This is a genomic window from Neisseria sp. Marseille-Q2251 (assembly GCF_940793045.1).
GTDB lineage: Bacteria > Pseudomonadota > Gammaproteobacteria > Burkholderiales > Neisseriaceae > Neisseria.
This window is the reverse complement of sequence record NZ_CALNWV010000006.1, coordinates 15,338-38,647: the sequence shown is the minus strand read 5'-3', so window position 1 is coordinate 38,647 and position 23,310 is coordinate 15,338. Positions and strand designations below refer to the sequence as shown.

General features: G+C 50.4%; 24 protein-coding genes and 1 pseudogene. 11 read left to right on the top strand and 14 right to left on the bottom strand.

The window, feature by feature from the left end:
- Positions 1 to 106: 106 nt before the first annotated feature.
- The 7 genes and pseudogenes from hscA (at position 107) to fdx (ending at position 6,170) form a co-directional block, all read left to right on the top strand.
- Entirely contained in the window at positions 107 to 1,969 is a 1,863-nt protein-coding gene (hscA, locus tag AAG834_RS04040; RefSeq protein ID WP_342031334.1) for a Fe-S protein assembly chaperone HscA, read from the top strand.
- Entirely contained in the window at positions 1,969 to 2,805 is an 837-nt protein-coding gene (locus tag AAG834_RS04035; protein WP_342031333.1) for a DUF695 domain-containing protein, read from the top strand. Before hscA ends, AAG834_RS04035 begins: the two co-directional genes overlap by 1 nt.
- Before the next feature lie 76 nt (positions 2,806 to 2,881).
- Positions 2,882 to 3,640 carry a DUF2314 domain-containing protein gene (locus AAG834_RS04030; RefSeq protein WP_107812833.1) on the top strand — a complete coding sequence of 253 codons (759 nt, stop codon included), beginning with the start codon at positions 2,882 to 2,884 and terminating at the stop codon, positions 3,638 to 3,640.
- A gap of 31 nt (positions 3,641 to 3,671) precedes the next feature.
- Positions 3,672 to 4,247, top strand: coding sequence for a hypothetical protein (locus tag AAG834_RS04025; RefSeq protein WP_342031332.1), 576 nt, complete (start codon positions 3,672 to 3,674; stop codon positions 4,245 to 4,247).
- A 125-nt stretch (positions 4,248 to 4,372) separates the two neighbouring features.
- Positions 4,373 to 4,743: pseudogene (locus AAG834_RS04020) on the top strand (TIGR02328 family protein).
- Between the two features lie 224 nt (positions 4,744 to 4,967).
- Complete coding sequence (locus AAG834_RS04015) at positions 4,968 to 5,768, top strand: hypothetical protein (protein ID WP_342031331.1); 801 nt, start codon at positions 4,968 to 4,970, stop codon at positions 5,766 to 5,768.
- A 60-nt stretch (positions 5,769 to 5,828) separates the two neighbouring features.
- Entirely contained in the window at positions 5,829 to 6,170 is a 342-nt protein-coding gene (fdx, locus tag AAG834_RS04010; RefSeq protein WP_003764447.1) for an ISC system 2Fe-2S type ferredoxin, read from the top strand.
- Positions 6,171 to 6,305: 135 nt separating this feature from the next.
- Here fdx and AAG834_RS04005 read toward each other — a convergent pair whose 3' ends face one another.
- Positions 6,306 to 6,917: a hypothetical protein gene (locus AAG834_RS04005; protein WP_342031330.1), complete on the bottom strand. Its 612-nt coding sequence runs from the start codon at positions 6,915 to 6,917 to the stop codon at positions 6,306 to 6,308.
- 260 nt (positions 6,918 to 7,177) lie between these two features.
- On the opposite strand from AAG834_RS04005, the gene iscX reads away from it, so the two are divergent.
- Positions 7,178 to 7,375, top strand: a complete 198-nt coding sequence (gene iscX / locus AAG834_RS04000; RefSeq protein ID WP_003742471.1) for a Fe-S cluster assembly protein IscX — start codon at positions 7,178 to 7,180, stop codon at positions 7,373 to 7,375.
- A gap of 48 nt (positions 7,376 to 7,423) precedes the next feature.
- Here iscX and AAG834_RS03995 read toward each other — a convergent pair whose 3' ends face one another.
- On the bottom strand, positions 7,424 to 7,621 hold the full coding sequence (locus AAG834_RS03995; RefSeq protein WP_003764482.1) for a hypothetical protein: 198 nt from the start codon (positions 7,619 to 7,621) through the stop codon (positions 7,424 to 7,426).
- Positions 7,622 to 7,717: 96 nt separating this feature from the next.
- On the opposite strand from AAG834_RS03995, the gene metF reads away from it, so the two are divergent.
- The 3 genes from metF (at position 7,718) to AAG834_RS03980 (ending at position 11,875) form a co-directional block, all read left to right on the top strand.
- Positions 7,718 to 8,596, top strand: coding sequence for a methylenetetrahydrofolate reductase (gene metF, locus AAG834_RS03990; protein ID WP_070515064.1), 879 nt, complete (start codon positions 7,718 to 7,720; stop codon positions 8,594 to 8,596).
- Between the two features lie 135 nt (positions 8,597 to 8,731).
- The gene (gene metE / locus AAG834_RS03985) at positions 8,732 to 11,008 is read left to right on the top strand and encodes a 5-methyltetrahydropteroyltriglutamate--homocysteine S-methyltransferase (protein WP_342031329.1); all 2,277 of its coding nucleotides are present in this window, start codon (positions 8,732 to 8,734) and stop codon (positions 11,006 to 11,008) included.
- A gap of 267 nt (positions 11,009 to 11,275) precedes the next feature.
- Entirely contained in the window at positions 11,276 to 11,875 is a 600-nt protein-coding gene (locus tag AAG834_RS03980; RefSeq protein WP_070515068.1) for a LemA family protein, read from the top strand.
- A 485-nt stretch (positions 11,876 to 12,360) separates the two neighbouring features.
- On the opposite strand, the gene AAG834_RS03970 is transcribed toward AAG834_RS03980, so the two are convergent.
- The 12 genes from AAG834_RS03970 to AAG834_RS03915 all read right to left on the bottom strand — a co-directional run bounded on the left by AAG834_RS03970 (position 12,361) and on the right by AAG834_RS03915 (position 23,251).
- On the bottom strand, positions 12,361 to 12,957 hold the full coding sequence (locus AAG834_RS03970) for an MlaC/ttg2D family ABC transporter substrate-binding protein (RefSeq protein ID WP_342031328.1): 597 nt from the start codon (positions 12,955 to 12,957) through the stop codon (positions 12,361 to 12,363).
- Between the two features lie 110 nt (positions 12,958 to 13,067).
- Positions 13,068 to 13,619, bottom strand: coding sequence for a hypothetical protein (locus tag AAG834_RS03965; RefSeq protein WP_342031327.1), 552 nt, complete (start codon positions 13,617 to 13,619; stop codon positions 13,068 to 13,070).
- 153 nt (positions 13,620 to 13,772) lie between these two features.
- Positions 13,773 to 14,141, bottom strand: coding sequence for a nucleolar protein (locus AAG834_RS03960; protein ID WP_342031326.1), 369 nt, complete (start codon positions 14,139 to 14,141; stop codon positions 13,773 to 13,775).
- A gap of 288 nt (positions 14,142 to 14,429) precedes the next feature.
- Positions 14,430 to 16,352 carry an ATP-binding cassette domain-containing protein gene (locus AAG834_RS03955; RefSeq protein WP_342031325.1) on the bottom strand — a complete coding sequence of 641 codons (1,923 nt, stop codon included), beginning with the start codon at positions 16,350 to 16,352 and terminating at the stop codon, positions 14,430 to 14,432.
- 192 nt (positions 16,353 to 16,544) lie between these two features.
- Positions 16,545 to 17,312, bottom strand: a complete 768-nt coding sequence (locus AAG834_RS03950; RefSeq protein ID WP_342031324.1) for an amino acid ABC transporter ATP-binding protein — start codon at positions 17,310 to 17,312, stop codon at positions 16,545 to 16,547.
- Positions 17,313 to 17,321: 9 nt separating this feature from the next.
- Entirely contained in the window at positions 17,322 to 18,038 is a 717-nt protein-coding gene (locus tag AAG834_RS03945; protein ID WP_342031323.1) for an amino acid ABC transporter permease, read from the bottom strand.
- Positions 18,028 to 18,852 carry an amino acid ABC transporter substrate-binding protein gene (locus AAG834_RS03940; RefSeq protein ID WP_342031322.1) on the bottom strand — a complete coding sequence of 275 codons (825 nt, stop codon included), beginning with the start codon at positions 18,850 to 18,852 and terminating at the stop codon, positions 18,028 to 18,030. Before AAG834_RS03940 ends, AAG834_RS03945 begins: the two co-directional genes overlap by 11 nt.
- A gap of 362 nt (positions 18,853 to 19,214) precedes the next feature.
- Positions 19,215 to 19,775 carry an elongation factor P gene (efp, locus tag AAG834_RS03935; RefSeq protein WP_002219406.1) on the bottom strand — a complete coding sequence of 187 codons (561 nt, stop codon included), beginning with the start codon at positions 19,773 to 19,775 and terminating at the stop codon, positions 19,215 to 19,217.
- A gap of 40 nt (positions 19,776 to 19,815) precedes the next feature.
- Positions 19,816 to 20,967 (bottom strand): elongation factor P maturation arginine rhamnosyltransferase EarP, encoded by a 1,152-nt coding sequence (earP, locus tag AAG834_RS03930; RefSeq protein WP_342031321.1) that lies wholly within the window; start codon positions 20,965 to 20,967, stop codon positions 19,816 to 19,818.
- Positions 20,968 to 21,015: 48 nt separating this feature from the next.
- Positions 21,016 to 21,294, bottom strand: coding sequence for a hypothetical protein (locus AAG834_RS03925; RefSeq protein WP_003758590.1), 279 nt, complete (start codon positions 21,292 to 21,294; stop codon positions 21,016 to 21,018).
- A gap of 160 nt (positions 21,295 to 21,454) precedes the next feature.
- Entirely contained in the window at positions 21,455 to 22,207 is a 753-nt protein-coding gene (locus AAG834_RS03920; protein WP_342031320.1) for an alpha/beta fold hydrolase, read from the bottom strand.
- A 144-nt stretch (positions 22,208 to 22,351) separates the two neighbouring features.
- Positions 22,352 to 23,251, bottom strand: a complete 900-nt coding sequence (locus AAG834_RS03915; RefSeq protein ID WP_342031319.1) for an NAD(P)H-hydrate dehydratase — start codon at positions 23,249 to 23,251, stop codon at positions 22,352 to 22,354.
- Positions 23,252 to 23,310 lie beyond the last annotated feature (59 nt).

The following is a 23,310-nucleotide window of genomic DNA, read 5'->3' as shown; positions in this document are numbered from 1 at the left end:
TATTCAAACCACAGTCAATTCCCTACCAAACCACTCAACTATCCGCCCGAAATCTGTTAAAATACCGAACTATCCTAATAAATACAGCATCAAAAGGCACACAATCATGGCTCTTTTGCAGATTTCCGAACCCGGCATGTCCGCCGCTCCGCATCAACACCGCCTCGCCGTCGGCATCGACTTGGGTACGACCAACAGCCTGGTTGCCACCGTCCGCAGCGGCAGCCCGGTTTGTCTGACCGATATTGACGGGCGCACCACCCTGCCCTCCGTCGTCCGCTACTGCGAAGGCGACGCTGTCGAAGTCGGCAAAACCGCCCTTTCCGCCCAAAAAACCGACCCGCTGAACACCGTCAGTTCCGCCAAACGCCTGATTGGCCGCACACTTACCGACCTCGCGCATGAGGCGCAATACCTGCCCTACCGGTTTACACCCAACGAGCGCGTGGTTGAGTTGAACACCCGTCAAGGTGCCAAAACGCCTATCGAAGTGTCGTCTGAAATCCTCAAAGCCCTCAAATTGCGCGCCGAAGAAACTTTAGGCGGCGATTTGGTCGGCGCCGTCATTACCGTTCCCGCCTATTTCGACGATGCCCAACGCCAAGCCACCAAAGATGCCGCGCGTTTGGCGGGCTTGAACGTATTGCGTCTGCTCAACGAGCCGACCGCCGCCGCGATTGCCTACGGTCTGGACAACGCCTCGGAAGGCACGTTTGTCGTTTACGACTTGGGCGGCGGTACATTCGACGTATCCGTATTGCAACTGACCAAAGGGCTGTTTGAAGTCAAAGCCACCGGCGGCAACAGCGCATTGGGCGGCGATGACTTCGACCATCGTTTATTCTGCTACCTGCTCGAACAAAACGACCTCTCCAAACTCAACGAGCGCGACAGCCAGCTTCTGCTTTCCCTTGTCCGCGCCGCCAAAGAACAACTGACCGGCCAAACCGAAGCCGTCGTCGAAGCCACGCTTTCAGACGGCCGCAAAATCCATACCGTCATTACCCGCCAAGAATTTCACCACCTGACGCAAAATCTGGTACAAAAAACCATAGAGCCGGTGAAACAAGCCCTGAAAGACGCGGGCGTGACCAAAGCCGACATTAAAGGCGTGATTATGGTCGGCGGTTCCACCCGTATGCTGCACGTCCAACAAGCGGTCGCCACCTTCTTTGGACAAACCCCGCTGAACAACCTCAACCCCGACGAAGTCGTCGCACTCGGCGCCGCCATACAGGCGAACGTCCTTGCCGGCAACAAAACCGACGGCGAATGGCTGCTGCTGGACGTTACCCCCTTGTCGCTCGGTTTGGAAACCTACGGCGGACTCGCCGAAAAAATCATCCCGCGCAACTCCACCATCCCCACCGCGCGCGCGCAGGACTTCACCACCTTCAAAGACGGTCAAACCGCCATGACGATACACGTCGTACAAGGCGAGCGCGAACTCGTTTCCGACTGCCGCAGCCTTGCCAAATTCACCCTGCGCGGCATTCCGCCCATGACCGCAGGCGCGGCGCGTATCCGCGTTACCTTCCAAGTTGACGCCGATGGCTTGCTGTCCGTTTCCGCCCAAGAACAAAGCACCGGCGTACAGGCGCAAATCGAAGTCAAACCTTCCTACGGCTTGGACGACGACACCATCACCCAAATGCTCAAAGACAGCATGAGCAACGCCGCCGAAGACATGGCGGCACGCGCCCGCGCCGAAGCCGTAGTCGAAGCCGAAAGCCTGACCGACGCCGTCAACGCCGCCCTTGAGTTGGATAGCGATTTGCTGGATGCCGAAGAGCTTACACAAATCCAACAAGACATCGCCGATTTGCAAGGTCGTCTGAAAAACGGCAACGCCGAAGACATCCGCGCCGCCGTCGCCAACCTCAGCCGCAGCACCGACAACTTCGCCGCCAAACGCATGAACCGCAACATCCAACGTGCGCTGACAGGGCAAAGTGTGGACGATATTTGATGGCAAACAGTTTCAGACGACCTCGAAAGACACAAAGGTCGTCTGAAAAAATTCAAACACTATTTTTCAGACGACCCCATCCTATGCAAAACCCTTCCATCCCCCAAGACTGGAACGTTTATTTCAGCCGCATTGGCGACGCACCCGCCGCCTTACGCATCAACCTTGCCTTAATCGAAGTCGCGCCGCTGGCAGAGTATCCGCAGCATGTGCGCGTCAGTATGAAATTGGAACAAACCAACGAACACGGCTTCCCGACGCCCGAAGAAAGCGAAGCGGTTTACGACCTCGAAGACCAAATCGACCGACTGGCGGGCAACGACAACATTCCCGCAGGCATAGTCACCACAAACGGCGCGGCAAATTGGCATTTTTACAGCCGCGATGCCGAAACCTTCGCCCAAGCCTGCCGTACCTTGCTGACACAAAACGACCGCGTTTGCGACATCACAATCAGCGAAGATGCCGAATGGTCGTTTTATCAAGAATTCCTGTATCCGGACAGCTACGAGTTGCAAGCTATCCGCAACGAGCAGGTTTTACGCCGTTTCCGACAAGACGGCGACCGCCTCGATAAGCCCCGCCCCATCGACCACTGGCTGTTTTTCCACACAGAAGCAGACCTGAATGCAGCAGCCGCCAAAGTCGGCACATTAGGCTATACCGTCAGCGACAGCGGCCGCATCGAGCAGGAAGAAGACCACCCGAGCTACCGTCTGCAACTTTCCAAAAACGCCCCGCTCACCGACATCGACAACGACACATGGGAGTTGATCGATATCGCCCAAGAAAACAACGGCGACTACGACGGCTGGGGCAGCATATTAGTCCAATAAAGCATCAGGTCGTCTGAAAACACACCGGCAGCCCCGTTCAGACGACCCGCATCCACTTTGACCTTAGGAGAATCCCATGAGCGAATCCATTGTTTACGGTATCGATCAGGAAAATGAACTCATGAACCGCGCCTTCGAACAGGCACGTTCCACATTCAAATATTTCTGGCGCGAGCTGTATTGGGAAAACCGCCGCATCATACCCGCCTTGGATTTTGCCATGGTCAAAGTACCTTTTTTCCAAGACAGCGAAGACGGCGAAATTTGCGAACATATGTGGATAAACGACATCTACTTCGACGGCCTCCACATTTTCGGCACGCTGGTCAACGAACCCAACGACCTGACCAATGTAGAACAAGGCGAAAGCGTTTGCGTTCCGGTTGACGATATCAGCGACTGGATGTTCCTGTGTAACGGCATCCCCTACGGCGGCTTCACCGTACAGGCAGTCCGCATCCAAATGACGCCGCAAGAGCGCGCAGAACACGATGCTGCATGGGGAATCGACTTTGGCGATCCCGAAGAAGTCTTGCTGGTTTACGAAGAAAAAGAACACCCCGAAAATCTGGACGAACATCCGATGTGCCGAAACTGTCTGGACGACTTCCGCCAACAGCTGGCACAAAACCCGGATTACCTGCGCGAGCAAGACGAAGACGGCTACACACCGCTCCATCACGAAGCCATCGCAGGCAACGCGCCCCTGGTCAAAGCCATGCTCGAATTGGGTGCAGACCCGGCCGCCACCACGCAAGAAGGACTAACCGCCCTAGACTTTGCCCGCCTTATGGACTGGCAAAACGTCATCGAGATACTCGAACCACGCCACTAAACCATAGGTCGTCTGAAAAAAGAAAAGAAAAATGTCCGATCGATTTCAATTAATCATACCGACAATACTGAAATTCATTTGGGCCCTTGTTTGGCGGCTGACCGTCTCTATTTCGGTCGGAAAGACCGTATCTCATTTTTTACCACCCGAACACGAAACTTACACTCAAGGCAGCAAAATAAACGCCTTGTTTCAAATCGCCGTTCACCCAACTGATGACAGTAGTTGTGCAGTGAAACCATGGAATGAGTTCAATGCCGAGCGGGATAAAGTGTGTACGTACCTCCCTGATCAAAATGATTGCTACGTAAATTCGAAAATCACTTGCAATGTAAAACGCATCAGTACTGAAGAATACGAACTCATTTATACTGACCCCTTCTTCACAGAGGAAAGAACCAGTCATTACCGTATAACTGAAGGTCGTGTAGAACCCTTGTCTTTTACCTTAGACTCATCCTCACGCAGATGTGAAACAGGACTACTAGCCGGCATCTTCACCCTTCTTCTGACTTTAGTACCGCTACTTTACTACCCGTGGCGACGCCGTAGAAAAATTCAGGCAGCAGCCAAGAAAGCAAGAATGGTGGCACAACATAAAGACTGACCATACTCAATGCCGCACACCTTCTTGACCGACAAACAGTCATCAAGATATTTGAACCACCCGACTAAACAAAAGGTCGTCTGAAAACCAAGATACAATTTCAGACGACCTTCAGGCTACCGAACATGAGACTCTGGCACCAAACCCTCATCCCCCTGCTCCCCCGCGCCCAGCTTTTAGGGCAACACCGCGAATGCGCCGCCTTACGCGGAGCAGGCTGGGGCAGGCCGCACGCGACGGTAAACTACGTTTTCACCCATTCGTCTGACAAACTCTATCTGTATCACGCGCTGATTATGGAAGAAATGGAAAAACGCGGCTACAAACTCGATCCGTTGTGGAAAGACCCGCTGTACCGCGGCAAAGCGGTTGAGCGGTTGCCCCTTATCCCGCACACGATATCGAAGCCGCCGATTCGCCGATTTACCCCGAACACGATGATGCTTATCTGGACGAATGTCTGGAAAATTTAAAAAACAAAGGCATCGTGTTATAAACGGTTTCAGACGACCCTTTCATCACAAAAGGTCGTCTGAAATATAGTAGATTAACTTTAAACCAGTACGGCGTTGCCTCGCCTTAGCTCAAAGAGAACGATTCTCTAAGGTGCTGAAGCACCAAGTGAATCGGTTCCTTACTATTTGTACTGTCTGCGGCTTCGTCGCCTTGTCCTGATTTAAATTTAATCCACTATAATGACCAACCCAGCACGAGCAAACCATGAACAAACTTACAAATCTCCCGTTCAAGGAAAAAATCAACGAACTCAATGAAAATCTCATTGCTTTTGCAGAACCGGAAACTGTATTCTGTGAAAAACAGCCATGGCTAAAAAATCATTTCCTACCCATGATGAGTATAGATTTGGGAGAATTTAAAACAGAATGGAGTGGCACAATCGTCCATCTTATCAACCCAATCGAACCTTATGAATACTATATAGGTGGCTTCACACCTGCTTACCACAATGAATTTATTGGTGAAAACTGGTTGGCTTTCCGTTTGACAGACGATAACAAATATGAATTTTTGGGAGAAGAAGGCTATTTCACCCGCAGTCCTCAATACAGAGAGAACTTAAAACAAATACTTTGCGCCGATTTCGATCCCAATGCTTTTGAAAACAAAGACATTCTGGAAAAGCGTAAAGAAGAGTTTTATCAAGAAGCACTGAAGTATTTCGATGAATCTGTTCAAATCTATCAAAAGAACAAATCAGATTTTGAAAAACGAGAGGGACTGTACGGCGACGAGCCTTACGACAATGCCTATTCTGGTCTATATCTTGATAGATTAGGCGGAGTGATTAAAGGTGGAAATTGGGTAGATACTAGTCCCATTCCTCCCGCCTTCACTCTAAAAGAAGACAAGGATTGGAACGTATTCATAGAACACCAGGGTAATCCTTTCTACCATATTGCCTCATGCTCAGGATATGGATACTCCAACGGAGCAGATGACGTAATTCTGCTCTACGAACCCGTCAGCCGGATTGCATTATTTACATTCGAATGGACATAGAACACAGACTATTGTTAAACCCCACCATTATCAAACCACTCATTACAAGAGACAATAAAAATGCCCAAAATCACCGTACTCCCACACGCCGTATTATGTCCCGAAGGCGCAGTCATTGAAGACGCGCCCGAAGGCAAAACCGTCCTTGACGTACTGCTCGACCACGACATCGAAGTCGATCACGCCTGTGAAAAATCTTGCGCCTGCACTACTTGCCACGTCATCATCCGCAAAGGCTTCGACAGCTTGGAAGAGCCGAGCGAGCTGGAAGAAGACCTGCTCGACCAGGCATGGGGCTTGGAAGCCGACTCGCGCCTGAGCTGTCAGGCGGTGGTTGCCGACGAAGACTTGGTGGTGGAAATCCCCAAATACACCATCAACCACGCGCGCGAAGATCATTGATGCAAAGAGGTCGTCTGAAACGGATACAGCAATGTTCAGACGACCCCTGCCAAATTTTGAGCAAACAAAAAGTCGTCTGAAACTGCCTTACCGACCGTTTTCAGACGACCTTCCTTCAAATCGCTGCCAAATCGTTTATTTGGAACGTGGAACGACAAACCTTAAGCGGGATACTTTCATCGAAGCGACGGTTTGCGCAACAGGGTAATTTTCCACTCTGCCTTTAGCGTTCAGCATACTGAGGCTGCTGCCATGACGGGTAATGATACTCTTAGGTTCGGGCTTCGGTGCCGGTTCGTTTTTTGTTGCGGTTGTGACGGATTTTGGCGGCTCGGGGACATATCCCGCCAAGCCGAAGCGTTTGATGATTTCGTTTGCGGCATCCATATAACGCTGTTTTGCTTCTTCGTTCTCCACCGCCATATCGTCAAGCGCCACAGACACGTCGTTTCCGCAGCCGACAATGCGTTCCGCAATACGCGAATACACCATCCAGCGTTTCAAACGCAAAGCGCCCGCATCTTCGTCCGGAGCGGCAGCATCCAAAGCAATCATGCCGTAACGCTTGCCATAACGGAGGCGCAAGGAAAGACGCTTCAGCCCTTCGCTATCATCCAACATCTGATAAAGCTCGCGGATAAGCAGCAGCAGGCGGTCGAACACCCCCGCTTTGGCAAGATAATTAGGATCATCGGAGGCGAGCGCGTAAATAAGTTTGGATAATTTGGCATTGAGTGCGTTGTTCATCGATTTTCCTGTTATTCATACTATAATGGATTTCTTTAAGAACCATTCCAAATGATTTGGTTGCATGACAAAGTGTAAATTTTCCTTAGTGAAAGTCAGAAAAATGTATTAACGTACGCCTTGAAAATATTACATAGGAAAATACCATATGCGATTTCAGACGCATTAATCATTGCCGACACGAATTTTCCCCAAAGCATTAAAACCTAAACAAGCCATCCCGAATCAACCCATTCGGACACTCCAAAAGGAACGACATCATGAAATGGACAGACACCCAACGCATCGCTGAGGAACTCTACGACCTGCACGGCGACAGCATCGACCCGAAAACCGTTCGCTTCACCCAACTGCGCGACCTGATTATGGCGCTGCCCGACTTCGACGACGATCCCGCACGCTGCGGCGAACGCATCCTCGAAGCCGTACAACAGGCATGGATTGAAGAGGCTGAGTGAGGCAACATCATTTGCAAGCTAAAAACCAAGACGTCGTCTGAAAATTTTTCAGACGACGTTTGAATGGGTTGATAGCCAACTCAAGCACAAAACATCTATTGCTTTTGCTTTACCAACAAGAATACAAGCCATTGAAATCCATTTAATTTCAAAGTATTCCCACACATCAGAATATGTATTTTCTCCCCGGCTTGCCCTCATATGAATAGAGGCAAACATAATGGCAACCATATTAAAATAATTCATAAACTTTCTGAAAATTTTGAATTTGACTCATACACAAGGCAAATTTATCATACAAGCCTGAAAACGTTTAAAAAAGACAACCGAGGTACACAGCCAATGAGTTACGCAAAAGAAATCAATGCGTTAAACAACAGCCTTTCCGACTTGAAAGGCGACATCAACGTTTCGTTCGAATTTTTCCCGCCGAAAAACGAACAAATGGAAACCATGCTGTGGGACTCCATCCATCGCCTGCAAACCCTGCATCCCAAATTCGTCTCCGTAACCTACGGCGCAAACTCCGGCGAACGCGACCGTACGCACAGCATCGTCAAACGCATCCAACAGGAAACCGGCTTGGAAGCCGCGCCGCACCTGACCGGCATCGACGCCTCTCCCGACGAATTGCGCCAAATCGCCAAAGACTATTGGGACAGCGGCATCCGCCGTATTGTCGCCCTGCGCGGCGACGAGCCGCCCGGCTATGAGAAAAAACCGTTTTACGCCGAAGACCTGGTCAAACTCCTGCGCTCCGTCGCCGACTTCGACATCTCCGTAGCGGCATACCCTGAAGTGCATCCCGAAGCGAAATCCGCACAAGCCGACCTGATCAATCTGAAGCGCAAAATCGATGCGGGCGCAAACCACGTCATCACCCAATTCTTCTTTGATGTAGAACGCTACCTGCGCTTCCGCGACCGCTGCGTAATGCTGGGCATCGACGTCGAAATCGTTCCCGGCATCCTGCCTGTCACCAACTTCAAGCAACTCGGCAAAATGGCACAAGTAACCAACGTCAAAATCCCGAAATGGCTGTCGCAAATGTATGAAGGTTTGGACAACGACCAAGCAACGCGCAATCTGGTGGCGGCAAGTATCGCCATCGACATGGTCAAAGTCCTGTCCCGCGAAGGCGTGAAAGATTTCCACTTCTACACGCTCAACCGCAGCGAGCTGACTTACGCCATCTGCCATATTTTAGGCGTGCGTCCTTAAAGCCGAAAACGGTTTCAGACGACCTCAGGGGTCGTCTGAAAAACAAAACGCCGCCCCATCCGCTCTATTCTGATTTACAATACCGACCGATTCGGATTGAACCGGTCCTTACAAAATCCAACTGGAGAGTTCAACATGACAACATTACATTTCTCAGGCTTCCCGCGTGTCGGCGCCTTCCGTGAATTGAAATTCGCCCAAGAAAAATACTGGCGCAAAGAAATCAGCGAACAAGAGCTGCTCGACGTCGCCGAAGACCTGCGCGAAAAAAACTGGAAACACCAAGCCGCCGCCAACGCCGATTTCGTTGCCGTAGGCGATTTCACTTTCTACGACCACATCCTCGACCTGCAAGTCGCTACCGGCGCGATTCCCGCCCGTTTCGGCTTCGACAGCCAAAACCTGTCTTTGGAACAATTCTTCCAACTGGCGCGCGGCAACAAAGACCAATTCGCCATCGAAATGACCAAATGGTTCGACACCAACTATCACTACTTGGTGCCTGAATTCCATGCCGATACCGAATTCAAAGCAAACGCCAAACACTACGTTCAACAACTGAAAGAAGCCCAAGCTCTCGGTCTGAAAGCCAAACCGACCATCGTCGGCCCGCTGACCTTCCTGTGGGTCGGTAAAGAAAAAGGCGCAGTCGAATTCAACCGCCTGAGCCTGTTACAAAAACTGCTGCCCGTTTACGTTGAAATCCTGAACGCTTTGGTTGAAGCCGGTGCCGAATGGATTCAAATCGACGAGCCTGCTTTGGCTGTTGACCTGCCTAAAGAATGGGTGGAAGCCTACAAAGACGTTTACGCCACTTTAAGCAAAGTAAACGCCAAAATCCTGTTGAGCACTTACTTCGGTTCTGTTGCCGAACACGCCGCATTGTTGAAAGCCCTGCCCGTTGACGGCCTGCACATCGACTTGGTACGCGCTCCCGAACAACTGGACGCATTTGCCGACTACGACAAAGTCCTATCTGCCGGCGTTATCGACGGCCGCAACATCTGGCGCGCCAACCTGAACAAAGTTTTGGAAACTGTCGAGCCTCTGAAAGCCAAACTGGGCGAGCGTTTGTGGATTTCCAGCTCTTGCTCGCTGTTGCACACCCCATTTGACTTGTCAGTTGAAGAAAAACTGAAAGCCAACAAACCCGACCTGTACTCTTGGTTGGCATTTACCCTGCAAAAAACCCAAGAATTGCGCGTTCTGAAAGCCGCATTGAACGAAGGTCGCGATTCCGTTGCCGAAGAACTCGCCGCCAGCCAAGCTGCCGCCGATTCGCGCGCCAACAGCAGCGAAATCCACCGCGCAGACGTCGCCAAACGCCTTGCCGACCTGCCTGCCAACGCAAACCAACGCAAATCACCGTTTGCCGACCGCATCAAAGCGCAACAAGCATGGTTGAACCTGCCCCTGCTGCCGACGACCAACATCGGTTCTTTCCCTCAAACCACCGAAATCCGCCAAGCACGCGCAGCCTTCAAAAAAGGCGAACTGTCTGCCGCCGATTACGAAGCCGCGATGAAAAAAGAAATCGCCTTGGTGGTTGAAGAGCAAGAAAAACTGGACTTGGACGTACTGGTACACGGCGAAGCCGAGCGTAACGACATGGTCGAATACTTCGGCGAATTGTTGAGCGGTTTCGCGTTCACCCAATACGGCTGGGTACAAAGCTACGGTTCACGCTGCGTGAAACCACCGATTATCTTCGGTGATGTAAGCCGCCCAGAAGCCATGACTGTCGCTTGGTCTACTTACGCACAAAGCCTGACCAAACGCCCGATGAAAGGCATGTTGACCGGCCCCGTAACCATTCTGCAATGGTCTTTCGTCCGCAATGACATTCCACGCTCTACCGTGTGCAAACAAATCGCACTGGCTCTGAACGACGAAGTATTGGATCTGGAAAAAGCAGGCATCAAAGTCATCCAAATCGACGAACCTGCCATCCGTGAAGGCCTGCCTTTGAAACGCGCCGATTGGGATGCCTACCTGAACTGGGCCGGCGAATCTTTCCGCCTGTCCTCCAGCGGTTGCGAAGACAGCACACAAATCCACACCCATATGTGCTACTCCGAGTTCAACGACATCCTGCCCGCCATCGCAGCTATGGACGCCGACGTCATCACTATCGAGACTTCACGTTCCGACATGGAACTCTTGACCGCGTTCGGCGAATTCAAATACCCGAACGACATCGGCCCGGGCGTTTACGACATCCACAGCCCGCGCGTACCGACAGAAGCCGAAGTGGAACACCTGTTGCGCAAAGCCATCGAAGTCGTACCGGTTGAACGCCTGTGGGTGAACCCGGACTGCGGTCTGAAAACACGCGGTTGGAAAGAAACTCTGGAACAACTCCAAGTGATGATGAACGTTACCCACAAACTGCGTGCCGAATTGGCAAAATAAGTTTGAACTAGCGTAATCAAAAGGTCGTCTGAAAATTTTCAGACGACCTTTTTACCAACTTGATATTTCATTTTCCTATCGAACTGAACCGCCATAGCCTATCCTCCTATTGTCTTCCCCAATAATCTTTTATGACTAATGGGCAAAATAATTTATTTGGGGTATAATTACACGCAACTAAATTAAAAACAGCGGCTAACTGTATCTACTCACAAACAGCAAAATCCGCATATATCAAACAACACATTACTGCAACAAACAATAAGGATGCACACTATGGGAATCATCAGTCTTATCTTCATCGCCGTAATACTGACCGTTTTACTGCTCAACTTCAAACAAAAATTAGACCGCTGCAAAAAAGATTATCAAGAATCTTTTGTCGCACTCCGTATCGCCCTAGCGTGCCGCCATCAAGCAGTCAGACATGTTTTGGATGCTTCAAAAATTTACCTTGGACGTGAAGACGACAATGTCGACAGCAATTTATTGTCCTCATGTGGCGATGCCGAAGCCGTATTGACCCAAGCATCCAAATCATTTTCACCGGAATCTCTTTCTCGCTTGTGCAACGCGGAAGCAAGCTTGAACAATTCACTCCGCGCCCTGCAAGAAGTTTTAGAAAAAAGCCTGAAACAACGTCCCGATCAAGGTCTGAAAAGTCAGCTTGAAATGCTGGATGCCGCCGAAACCGATGTTGTATCTGCGCGACGCGCCTACAATCGATCTGCAGAACGCTACAACCGCATGTTGAGAAAAACCATGAGCGGACTGGTTGCCAAAGTATTAGGTTATCACGCAAAAGCCAGCCTGATTAAATTTGAGGACAACAGCGTTCCGCAAATGAGCAAACACTTGATGGTTTGATAAGCGTGGCGCAAATAGATCAGGATGTGACGTTGTAATCTGGTCGCAATCTGAATGTCACAAGCCATAGAAATAGCACGGAATTCATCCATTCTGTGCTTTACTATTTTCAAAAATCATTGCCTTTGGACCAAGTTACAATAACAAAGTATAGTGGATTAAATTTAAATCAGGACAAGGCGACGAAGCCACAGACAGTACAGATAGTACGGCAAGGCGAGGCAACGCCGTACTGGTTTAAAGTTAATCCACTATAAAGTAGCAGGAAGTAAACCAACTCCACTACAACCATGATTCAAAATAAACAAAAGGTCGTCTGAACTTTAAAAGTTTTCAGACGACCTTTTTGTTTATCAAATCCCATAAGTTTCAAATGAATGCGAGATCGTTCATTTTTAACCTGTTGGTTTTTCAATATCTCCTATCCTCAAATGGAAAAACTATCCCAATCCTTTTCTTGAGAAAACAGGAAAATATTAATCAAATTATTGCTTTTTCAAACCCTTGGCTTTAACGGTGGCAATTGTACCGTCGATACCTTTTTGCTTAATCAACTCATTGAATTGATTGCGGTACACCGTTACCAAGCTTGTGCCATCCAAACGGAAATTGTAGATTTTATAAGCAGAACCTACCCGATAAAGCTGATACGCCACTTCGTATTTCTTACCGCTTTTCGTTTGAATCTCCGAGAACACATCAAACTTATTGCCGTTTTCAGTCATTTTAGGCAGCAATTTAACCTTCGCATCGGCAGCGCCCACCAAAGCAGAATGGGAATACATTGAAACCACCATCTCTTTGAATGCCTGAATAAAATCTGTTTTCTGCTGTGCTGAGAAATTGCGCCAAGGCGCGCCGACTGCTAAAGCGGAAATGCGTTCATAATCCAAATAACGGTCGGCATACTGCTGTATTTGTTTGACACGCTGCGGCTCACTCAAGGAAGTATTGCGCGCAATTTTCAAAACAGTATCGATATTTTGCTGCATTTGCTCTTGCGCCGGATGCGCAGCGGCAACATACGGGGCGGCAAGCACCATAGGTGCAGCCAGTATAAAAGCGGATAAATAGGAAGCCATATACGTACCTATTTCTAAATGTTTTAAAGGGTAATTGTAAAACTTTATATTTTAGAAATATTTAACGTAATGTAAAACCAAGAAAGGCAGGTAAAGAAGGCAGGAACAGCCTACATCCGACTCAACTCCCTTTGCAGGGCTTGGATATTTTGCTGGCGGTCGAGTACCGCGCCTTGCAGGCTGTTGATTTCCTGTTGGTTGACATGACCGCCTTTGGCTACACGGGCTTGCGCCAGAGATTTTTGCGCTTCGCCCAGCGCTTTACGCTCGTTGCTCAACTCTGTTTCCAAAATCGAACGGCGGCTAGCACTGCCGGAAGATTTGGGCGCAGGCGTTGCTGCGACTTCAGGAGCCGGACGGATGGGTGCGGGCGCGGAGTTGGCCTTAGCGGTATTTTTAGGTGCAGGTTTTGCGTTGCCGGCTCGTTTTGACGGAGCTTCGGCAGCAGGCTCGGGCATTTCCAAAGCGGGAGCATCGTAGCGCGTGCTGCTGTATTTGCCGATGGTCGGTAAATCTGCCGAATGGCAGTTTCCGGATGGGCGAGAAGTATAGACAACTTCGCCGTTGACTGTGCAGGTATAGATTTTAGAGGAAGCTTGTGCGCCTGATGCGGCGGCAAACATCAGCAATGAAGCTGCCAATGCGTTAAATGATTGTTTCATGGTAAGGTCGTAATGTGAAATAAGTAATTGTTCGATAGATATTGCATTCAACTGTAATAGTATAACAATCCTAGCATATTCTCTCAAATAGGACGGCTGGCTTTTAAATTTCAAACTGTGCAAACCGTCTTATTCGTTATAGCGAAAACTGCTTCACTCGTTTTCAGACGACGTTTTTGCGGATTTATCCGATTTTTTGGCGCGTGATTTGGAGTTTTTGCTCTTTGTCTCTTGCTCTTGCGCTTTTTCCCGCGATTTTTCTTTTGAACGCGCTTTCTTGGGCTTGGCTGCCTTTTCTTCGCTATCGCTGCTTAATTTGTTGATTTTCAGACGGTATGCGCCACCTTGGTGGCTGCTGATTTTGGGCAGGTCTGCACCTGTGCAGTTTCCCGATGGTTCGGATGTGTAGGTTTTGCTGCTACCGGAATGGCAACTGAAGACGGCTGCTGCGGTGTGGAGGGATAAGCCCAAAATGAGGGAGGATGCGACGATAAGTGCTCCTTGCTTGATTCGTGAACGCATGTGTTTTCCGTAGTTTGAGTTTTCAGACGACCTATTTTTGTTTTTATAGTGGATTAACTTTAAACCAGTACGGCGTTGCCTCACCTTAGCTCAAAGAGAACGTTTCTCTAAGGTGCTGAAGCACCAAGTGAATCGGTTCCGTACTATCTGTACTGTCTGCGGCTTCGTCGCCTTGTCCTGATTTAAATTTAATCCACTATATACAGTCCGACAGTCTGAAATGACCATGCCGAACTGTATTTTTGGCGGCTTCTGAAGGCAAGTACGGAAACCCTCGCTGCGAAGTATTTATAGTTGTGTAAATTCTGCGTCGATTTCCGTCAGGATTTGCTCTAGCTCTTCCTGCCACAAAAGCCAGTTTTCTTCTATTTGTGTTAATTTTACTTTAATTTCTGTTAATTGTGCGAGGGTTTGTTGTAATTTTGTTTTATTTTCGTCCGAATAGGCTTCCTCTTGTGCCAAAAATGTTTCACATGCCGTTTGAATTTCGGAAAGCTGCGCCATTTCTTTTTCGGCTTTATCGATTTTCTGCTGTACCGGCTTGCCGCGTCGGGCTTTTTCTTGACGGATTTGTGCTTCGATACGCTTGGTGTCTTTGCGGTTTTGGCTTTGTGCGGAAACAGCAGGCGCGGTTGTGGCGTTTTCCTGAGCCAACCGCCATTGACGATAATCGTTTAAATCGCCGTCAAAGTTTTTCAGACGACCTTTGTCAATCAGGAGGAAGCTGTCGGTAGTGGCTTCAAGCAGGCTGCGGTCGTGCGATACGACGATTAAGGCACCTTGGAAACTTTGCAGCGCGAGCGTCAGGGCGTGGCGCATATCCAAGTCCAAATGGTTGGTCGGCTCGTCAAGCAGCAGCAAATTCGGTTTTTGCCAGATAATCATTGCGAGGGCGAGACGGGCTTTTTCTCCGCCGGAAAAAGGTTCGGTTTTCTGCAACGCCATGTCGCCGACAAAGTTGAAGCCGCCGAGGAAATTTCGGATTTCTTGTTCGCGCACTTCGGGAGAAAGCTGCTGAATGTGCCAAACAGGGCTTTGGTCGGCGCGGATGGTGTCGAGCTGGTGCTGGGCAAAATAGCCGATATTGAGTTTTTCGGAACGAACGATGCTGCCGGAGAGTAAATCGATTTTGCCCGCCAAGGCTTTGATAAACGTAGATTTACCGCTGCCGTTGACACCCAATAGCCCATAACGTGCGCCGCTTTCCAGCGACAGGGTAATGTCGTGCAAGACGGTTTTGCCTTCGTAACCCAAATCAGCGTGTTCCAGATTCAGCAAAGGATTGGGCAGATGGTCGGGATTGTAAAACTCAAAGGAAAACTCGCTGTCCAGATGCGCGGGAGCGATGCGCTCGAGCTTCGCCAATGCCTTCATACGGCTTTGCGCTTGAACGGCTTTGGTGGCTTTGGCTTTGAAGCGGTCGATAAAGGATTGCAGATGTTTGATTTGCGCATGCTGTTTGACATAGGCGGCTTGTTGTTGCGCCAAACGTTGCGCGCGTTCGTTTTGGTAAAAATCGTAATTGCCGCCGTATTGCGTGAGCTTTTGCTGGGACAATTCGATGGTTTGGGTGGTGGCCGCATTGAGGAAATCACGGTCGTGGGAAATGATGATTTGCGTGCAGGGTAAAGAGGCGAGGTGGTTTTCCAGCCACAATACGGTTTCCAAATCCAAGTGGTTGGTAGGTTCGTCAAGTAAGAGCAAATCGGCGCGGCAAATCAAGGCTTGCGCAAGATTCAGGCGCATACGCCAGCCGCCGGAAAAGGATTTGACAGGAAGGCTGTGTTCTTCTTGCGAAAAACCCAGCCCGTTCAACAATTTCGCCGCGCGGGCCGGCGCGGTATACGCGTCGATTTCTTCTAATTTGGCATGATATTCCGCCTGTTTCATGCCGTCATTTTGCGCTTCCGCCTGCGCCAAGGTCGTCTGAAAAGCCTGCAACTCGGCATCGCCCTGCAAAACGTAGTCCAACGCGGAGATGTCCAAGTCCGGCGTTTCTTGGGAAACGGAAGCCATCCGCCAATTTTTCGGAATCGAGATATTGCCGCCATCCTGAGTGATTTCACCCTTGATTAAGGCAAACAGGCTGGATTTTCCTGTCCCGTTTTTGCCGATCAAACCGACGCGCTGACCGGGATTGACGGTGGCGTTGGCTTTGTCGAGCAGGACTTTCAAACCGCGTTGCAGGGTGAGGTTCTTGATTTCAATCATGATGGTAAGGGATGGGCGGAAAAATGGGAAAGGCGGTATTTTATAGTGAAAACAGCATTATGTCGCCGTTCGTTGGTGCCGTTGCATTTCAACGTGAATCCATGATGGAAAAAGGTCGTCTGAAAACGGCAGAAGCTTTAGCGAAACCCGCTGTACTCGTTTTCAGACGACCTTTTGATCGAATGAAACGGTTTAATTTTGATAATCTGCCGAATCTTTACGGATTTGCCGCAGGAATTTCCGCGTCCGTTCATGTTTGGGGTGTTCGAACAATTCTTTCGGACTGCCCTGCTCTACAATGACGCCGCCGTCCATGACGACGACGGTAGTAGCGACCTCCAGCGCAAACTTGATTTCGTGGGTAACGACGACCATCGTCCAACCTTCCTGCGCCAATTCTTTCATGGCGTTCAATACGTCTTGCACCAATTCGGGATCCAGCGCGGAAGTGGGTTCGTCGAATAACATCAGCTCGGGCTGAATTGCTAATGCGCGGGCGATGCCGACGCGTTGTTGCTGACCGCCGGAAAGCTGGTAGGGATAAAGGTCAACCTTATCGCCCAAGCCGACTTTTTCCAGCAATTTCAAAGCTTCTTCGCGTGCTTGTGCGGCAGGTTTGCCCTGTACGGCAACCGGACCTTCCATCACGTTTTCCAACGCGGTTTTGTGCGGAAAGAGGTTGTATTGTTGGAACACCATGCCGGATTTTCGGCGCAATGCCAAAATGTCGTGCTTTGTCGTTTTTTTAGAAAAATCGATTTTCAGCGGTTGCTCGTTGTCAAACTCGATTTGTCCGTCTTCAGGCATTTCCAGCGCGTTTAAACAGCGCAGAAACGTCGTTTTCCCCGAGCCGGAAGGTCCGAGGATGACTACCACCTGCCCTTTGCCCACATCCAAATCGATGCCGCGCAAAATGGTGTTTTCGCCGAAGGTTTTGCGGATATTGCGGATTTTAATCATGGCTTCCCCTTATTTGGCGACATAGCGGTCGAAGCGTTTTTCCAGGCGCACCTGAATCAGGAACAGAACCTTGCAGAAACACCAATAAACCAAAGCGGCTTCGATATAGACGGGTAGGAAGTCGTAGGTACGGTTTGCCGTTTCCTGCGCGACGCGGAACAATTCCGTTACCGTCACCACTGCTGCGAGCGAGGTGTTTTTGAACAAGCCGATAAACTCGTTGCTCAAAGGCGGCACGGCAACTCGGAATGCCTGCGGCGCGACGATGCGGCGAAAAGTCTGCATATAGGTCATGCCGATGGAGAAACCCGCCTCCCACTGCCCTTTCGGCACGGACAAAATCGCCGCACGGATGGTTTCGGAAGCATATGCGCCGACATTGAGCGAGAAGCCGATGATGGCGGCGGGAATCGGATCGATGAAAATACCGACGGACGGCAGCCCGTAAAACACAATCACAAGCTGCACCAACAGCGGCGTCCCCCTGATGATGGAAATATAAGTTTCCACCAGCTTCAGCAGGATTTTCCGCACGATGCCGCCCGAAGGCATAATCCGCACCAAAGCCACGGCAATGGCAATCACCATCCCGATCAGGAACGACGCCACTGCCAGCGGCAGCGAGACCATAAAACCGGCTTTTACCATAGGCAAAAACGCGCTGACAATCATATCGGCGCGTGTTTCCGTCATAAACGGCAGCGAAGCAAGAAAATTATTTAACACTGATGTCTTTTCCGAAGAATTGTTCGCCCAGTTTTTTCAGCGTGCCGTCGGCTTTCAGCTCGTTGATTGCCGTGCTGAATTTCGCCACGACTTCGTCATTGCCTTTATTGACAATCAAGCCGGAACCGACTTTTTCATCAGCAGGCGCAGACCAAACGATTTTCACGCCCGCATTCGGGTTTTTCTTCAGATAGTCCAAAACCGCCAATTCATCGTTCAGAGTCGCATCGGCGCGTTTTTGTTCAATCAGGGTCAGCGATTGCGCCAAACCGTCCACTGCCACAAGCTCCGCACCCGCAGCTTTGGCTTTTTCGCCGTAGTTGCTGGTCAGGGATTGCGCTGTTTTGACGCCTTTTATGTCATCAATAGATTTGATGTTGCTGTCGTTGCGCGCAACCAAAACCGCACCGCTCCAGCTGTAAGGTTCGGATTTGTCGAATGTCGCTTGGCGTTCGGGACTGGTCAAACCGACTTGGTTTGCCACCACGTCGAAACGTCCCGCCTTCAAACCCGCCATCATCGAATCCCATTGCGTTTCTTTAAATTCGACTTTCACGCCCAGTTTGTCCGCAACTGCGCGAGTAACTTCCACATCGTAACCGGTCAGCTTGCCGTCTTTGTCGTGGTAGGTAAACGGCGCGTAAGTGCCTTCGGTACCGACGGTAATCGTCCCTTTATTGTTGATGCGCTCGATTAAAGAACCGGAAGCGCCGGCAGATTGAGCGGGAGCAGAAGAAGACGCGCTACCGCCCTCTCCGCCGCAGGCCGCCAAAACCAATGCGGTCATACCGCCGAGTACGAATTTTTTCAACATAATCTTCTCCTGAAGAAAAAGTGTGCAAGGGCAGCATTCTAAGTGAAATTACGGCAAACACAAAGAATACTTTTTTATATTGCTTATTCCGAAACGGATAAAGGAAGCCGTAAAACCCCCATCCATCAAGTAAAGGTCGTCTGAAAAAAGTCTTAATACCCCCTTTTCCGCTTTCAGACGACCCTCTGCATCATTCGTATTACACGGCGGCTTGGCATTCGCAACGATGATGCTGCGTTCAGATTCAAAGGGAACATTGTCCCATCTTATTTAAGATTCGCACCTTGACTTAACACGCAGAGATGGCAAAAGGTCGTCTGAAAATTTTCAGACGACCTTTTATCTTGAACCGCAGCTGATGCTTAAGCGCGTTTGCGGAATTCGCCGGTACGGGTATCGATTTCGACTTTGTCGCCGTTTTCGATGTAAGACATCACTTGGATTTCAGTGCCGCCGACCAGACGCGCGGTTTTCATCACTTTGCCGGAAGTATCGCCTTTAACGGCAGGCTCAGTGTATTCAACTTCGCGTACGATGATGGTAGGCAGTTCGACAGAAATGGGGTTGCCTTCGTAGAAGGTCACTTCGCATTGGTCTTCCATGCCGTCAACGATGAATTTCAACGCGTCGCCGATGTTGTCGGCTTCGATTTCGTATTGGTTGAATTCTTCGTCCATGAAGACGTACATAGGGTCGGCAAAGTAGCTGTAAGTACAGTTTTTGCGGGACAGGATGACGACGTCGAATTTGTCGTCGGCTTTGTAAATGGTTTCGGAAGCGGCACCGGTCAGCAGGTTTTTCAGTTTCATGCTGACTTTGGCGGAAGAGCGGCCGCCTTTGATGTATTCGGTTTTTTGAACGACCATAGGATCGTTGCCGACCATGAATACGTTGCCGGCGCGCAGTTCTTGTGCTGTTTTCATGTATTGTCCAATCAAATCGGTTGTAAATAAACGCGCTATTTTAGCGTATTTTTTTAAGCTTTGAAATAAAGGCGGCGAGTTTTTCGGGGGCGGAAGGCTGCTCGAAAAGATGACGGCTCCACTCCTCCGCGCCTTGCCGCCAGTCGTTTTGGTGTTGTTGCAGGATTTGCCAACATTCTAGGCGATGCGTTGCGGATAATGCCCCTCCGCCGTTGAGGTCGTCTGAAAGGCGGCGGTGTGCCGAGGCGGTTTCGGGCGTGTAGAAACCGTGTGCCTTATCCCAAAAGGCGTGGAGTTTGTCGAGATGGACATGCTCGTCTTGCGGGTAGATGTGCCAAAAGAAGGGTTTGCCGGCAAGCTGGGCGCGGACGAAACTGTCTTCGCCGCGTATCACGGCGCAGTCGGCGAGGTGCAACAGTTTGTCGAAGTCCTGTTGCGGCACGAAAGGGATTTTGACGAGGCGGACAGAGGTCGTCTGAAAAACATCGCCGTCGTTTTGCAGGGCGTTTTGCGGAATGACGCCGCTTTGTTTGAGGCTGTCGATGATTTGCGTACCCGCCAGCAGCAAGGTCAGCGGGCTGCCTGCCTGTTGCCACATGTCCAGCCATTTTGCCCAAACATCGCTCCAATAGCCGAAAATCAGCCATTCGGGGGCATTTTTTTCGGGCAACATCAGCCGCTCTCGCAAAGCTTTGGTATCGAAACGGACGGCATCGCGGTAATCGCGTTCGCGTATCAGCCCGCCGCTTTTTTCGCTGAAACCCATAAACCAAAAATATTTTTGAACGCCCTCCTGCGGCGAAGGCATCAGGTGCAGCCTCTCATTGCTGTCTTCCGCGCTCAAATACTCCCAATTCAGCCAAAGCGGCTTGTGTCGGCGGATGATGTGCAACACATTTTCGGGCAGATCGCAGGCGAAAGTTTCGATGACGACATCGGGAACGGGCGCAGTATCAATGTCTGCCGCTTCAGAATGCCAAGTGCGGACATGAATATCCTGATGAACGCAGGGAACGTCGGGCAAATCGGGACAAAGCGCACGCAAGGCGGACACATCGTCCGTCCACAAATGCACCTGCCAACCGAGTTCACGGTGCAAAACACGGGCAAGCCGCAAGGAAACGCCGATGTCGCCGAAATTGTCGATAACGTTGCAAAAAATCCAACAAACAGGGAAAGCGTGTGTATTCATAAAAGACTCGAGGTCGTCTGAAATCGGTTTCAAACGACCTTTTCAAAACTAAAACGCGCCGAAATAGTGGAACAAATACACAATCAGCAAAACGATTGGAATAAACAGCAGCATGGTTTGACGTTTCAAATCAAACTCTTGTTTAAGATGATGCTTGATGGTGTCGAAAAGGACGAATTTGAACAGAAACGTCGCTTCGCAAGCAAGGATGATGCCGTTGATTAAGTGTTGCGCCGCGTCTTCGGGCGGATTGACGGCGAAAACGGCAAGCGTCGCCAAGGGTATCAGGCAGACGGCAAGCCAGCGGATGATAAGCGGTTTGGACATGGTGTGTGATGGACAAAATAAGGATGATGGTAAAAGAGCAAGTCGGCAGTTTAATCGGGACGAAGGAGGATTTCAAACGGATGGGGAGGTCGTCTGAAAACCAATTTCGGCGAACCTGCCAAAGCCGTTTTCAGACGACCTCTTTATCCAATACGGACTTTTACAATGCCTGAAACGCCTGTACTGCCGCCCAAATGATTTCGGGCTGCTCTTTAATCGCTTCATGGGCTGCAAACGGCACATTCATCAGATGCACATCGGGCAATTCGGTTTTCAGTTCTGCCCAATCATCGAAGGCAAGCAGAAAATCGGCTTCTCCGCGTATTGCCAAGACATTAGCTGCGATTTCACGGACGCTTTCGTTGGGATAACCGCTTGCGCTTTCATCCAGCCACATGGCTTTCAATGCCGCAATCCATTTTTCGGCATCGGGTTCGGGATTGGCTGCCTGATAAGCGGCAAGCTGTTCCGACAGTTTTTCTTTTACAATATTAAGGTTCAGCGCTTCAAACATCGACCGTACGCGATTCAAGTGTTTTTGATGCCACTCTGCACCTACCGTGATGATTTTCTCAACATTTTCATCTTCCGCACCAAGACGGTAAGCAGTTATTCCTCCGTCGCTGAAACCGAACAGACTGTAATTTTCCACGCTTTCGTTGCGCAGGATTTGGCGCACATCATCGGCTGCTTGAGCATAGGTCAATGCGGTAGTGCCAAGCGTGGAGCGTCCGTGTCCGCGCGTATCGACGGCAATCACGCGGTAGTGTTGCAACAGGCACGGCAGCAACGGTTCAAAGTCGGCAATCGAGCCGAAACCGCCGTGAAGCAAGACCATGACGGAGGCGGCTTCCTTACCGCCGATTTGGTAGTGCAGGCTTGCACCTTGATGGTTAAAAAATTTGGACTGCATGGTTTACCTTTTCAATCTATCCGGAGTATCTGCATAGGAAACATCAAAAAGCTTTTGGATTCCAACACAGATATTGAACATTTGCAAAGGGTCGTCTGAAAACGGCTTAGGAGCTGTATCTCCGTTTTCAGACGACCTCTTTCTTTAAACTTTTGTGTTCTCGATCATCAGCCGATTCCTCAACCATCTGGCGGTAGGTGCGATTTCGCCTGCCAGCATACCGGCTTCCACGCCTGTCGAGTGTTTGATAACATCCGCCGCCGCGCCGTGCAGCCATACGCCGGCGCATGCGGCTTGGAACGGCGGGATGCCTTGCGCGAGCAGGCTGCCGATGATGCCACTTAAAACGTCGCCGCTGCCTGCGGTGGCAAGTCCGGCGTTGCCGCTTGGGTTGGTATAGACCGTGCCGTCGGGCGTAGCGACCAGTGTGCGGTGTCCTTTTAAGACGGTTACGGCTTGGAATGTTGCGCTGATGGTTTGGATGGCGGACATTCTATTTTGCTGAACGGCTTGGGTGGATGTACCGAGCAGGCGGGCGGCTTCGGCGGGATGTGGGGTCAGAACCAGATTGCTGCGTTTTTGTGCGGCTTCGCGGGTTTCGGGATGCGACCTTGCCAGCAAAGTCAGTGCGTCGGCATCGAGCAGCAGCGGCGCGTCCTGATTTTGCGTCAACACGGTATTTAAGATTGAGTCGGCAGTTTCGTCCAAACCCATGCCGCAGCCGACCGCCCATGCGCTGATGTCCTTGCGTTTCAGCAGGTCTTCGGCAGTCGCCAGCATGATTTCGGGGCGTTCGGGGATGACGGCGAAGGGCAAGGCGGTTTGATTGAAGCCCGCCCACACTTTGCCGCTGCCTTGATAAATCGCGGCGGTGGAAGCGAGAACAACGGCTCCGCTCATGCCCGATGCGCCGCCGACGACGGCGAGCGTGCCGTATGTTCCTTTGTGCGACTCCGCTTGGCGCGGGGTGAATACGTCGGGAAATTGCGAGGTCGTCTGAAAAAAATCGGGCGTGTCGGGGAGCTTATAGGACGGGTTCATCATCAATCTGCCTGAGTTTGGGATAAAATAGCGGATGCGTGGCGAAAAGAGGATGTCTTTTA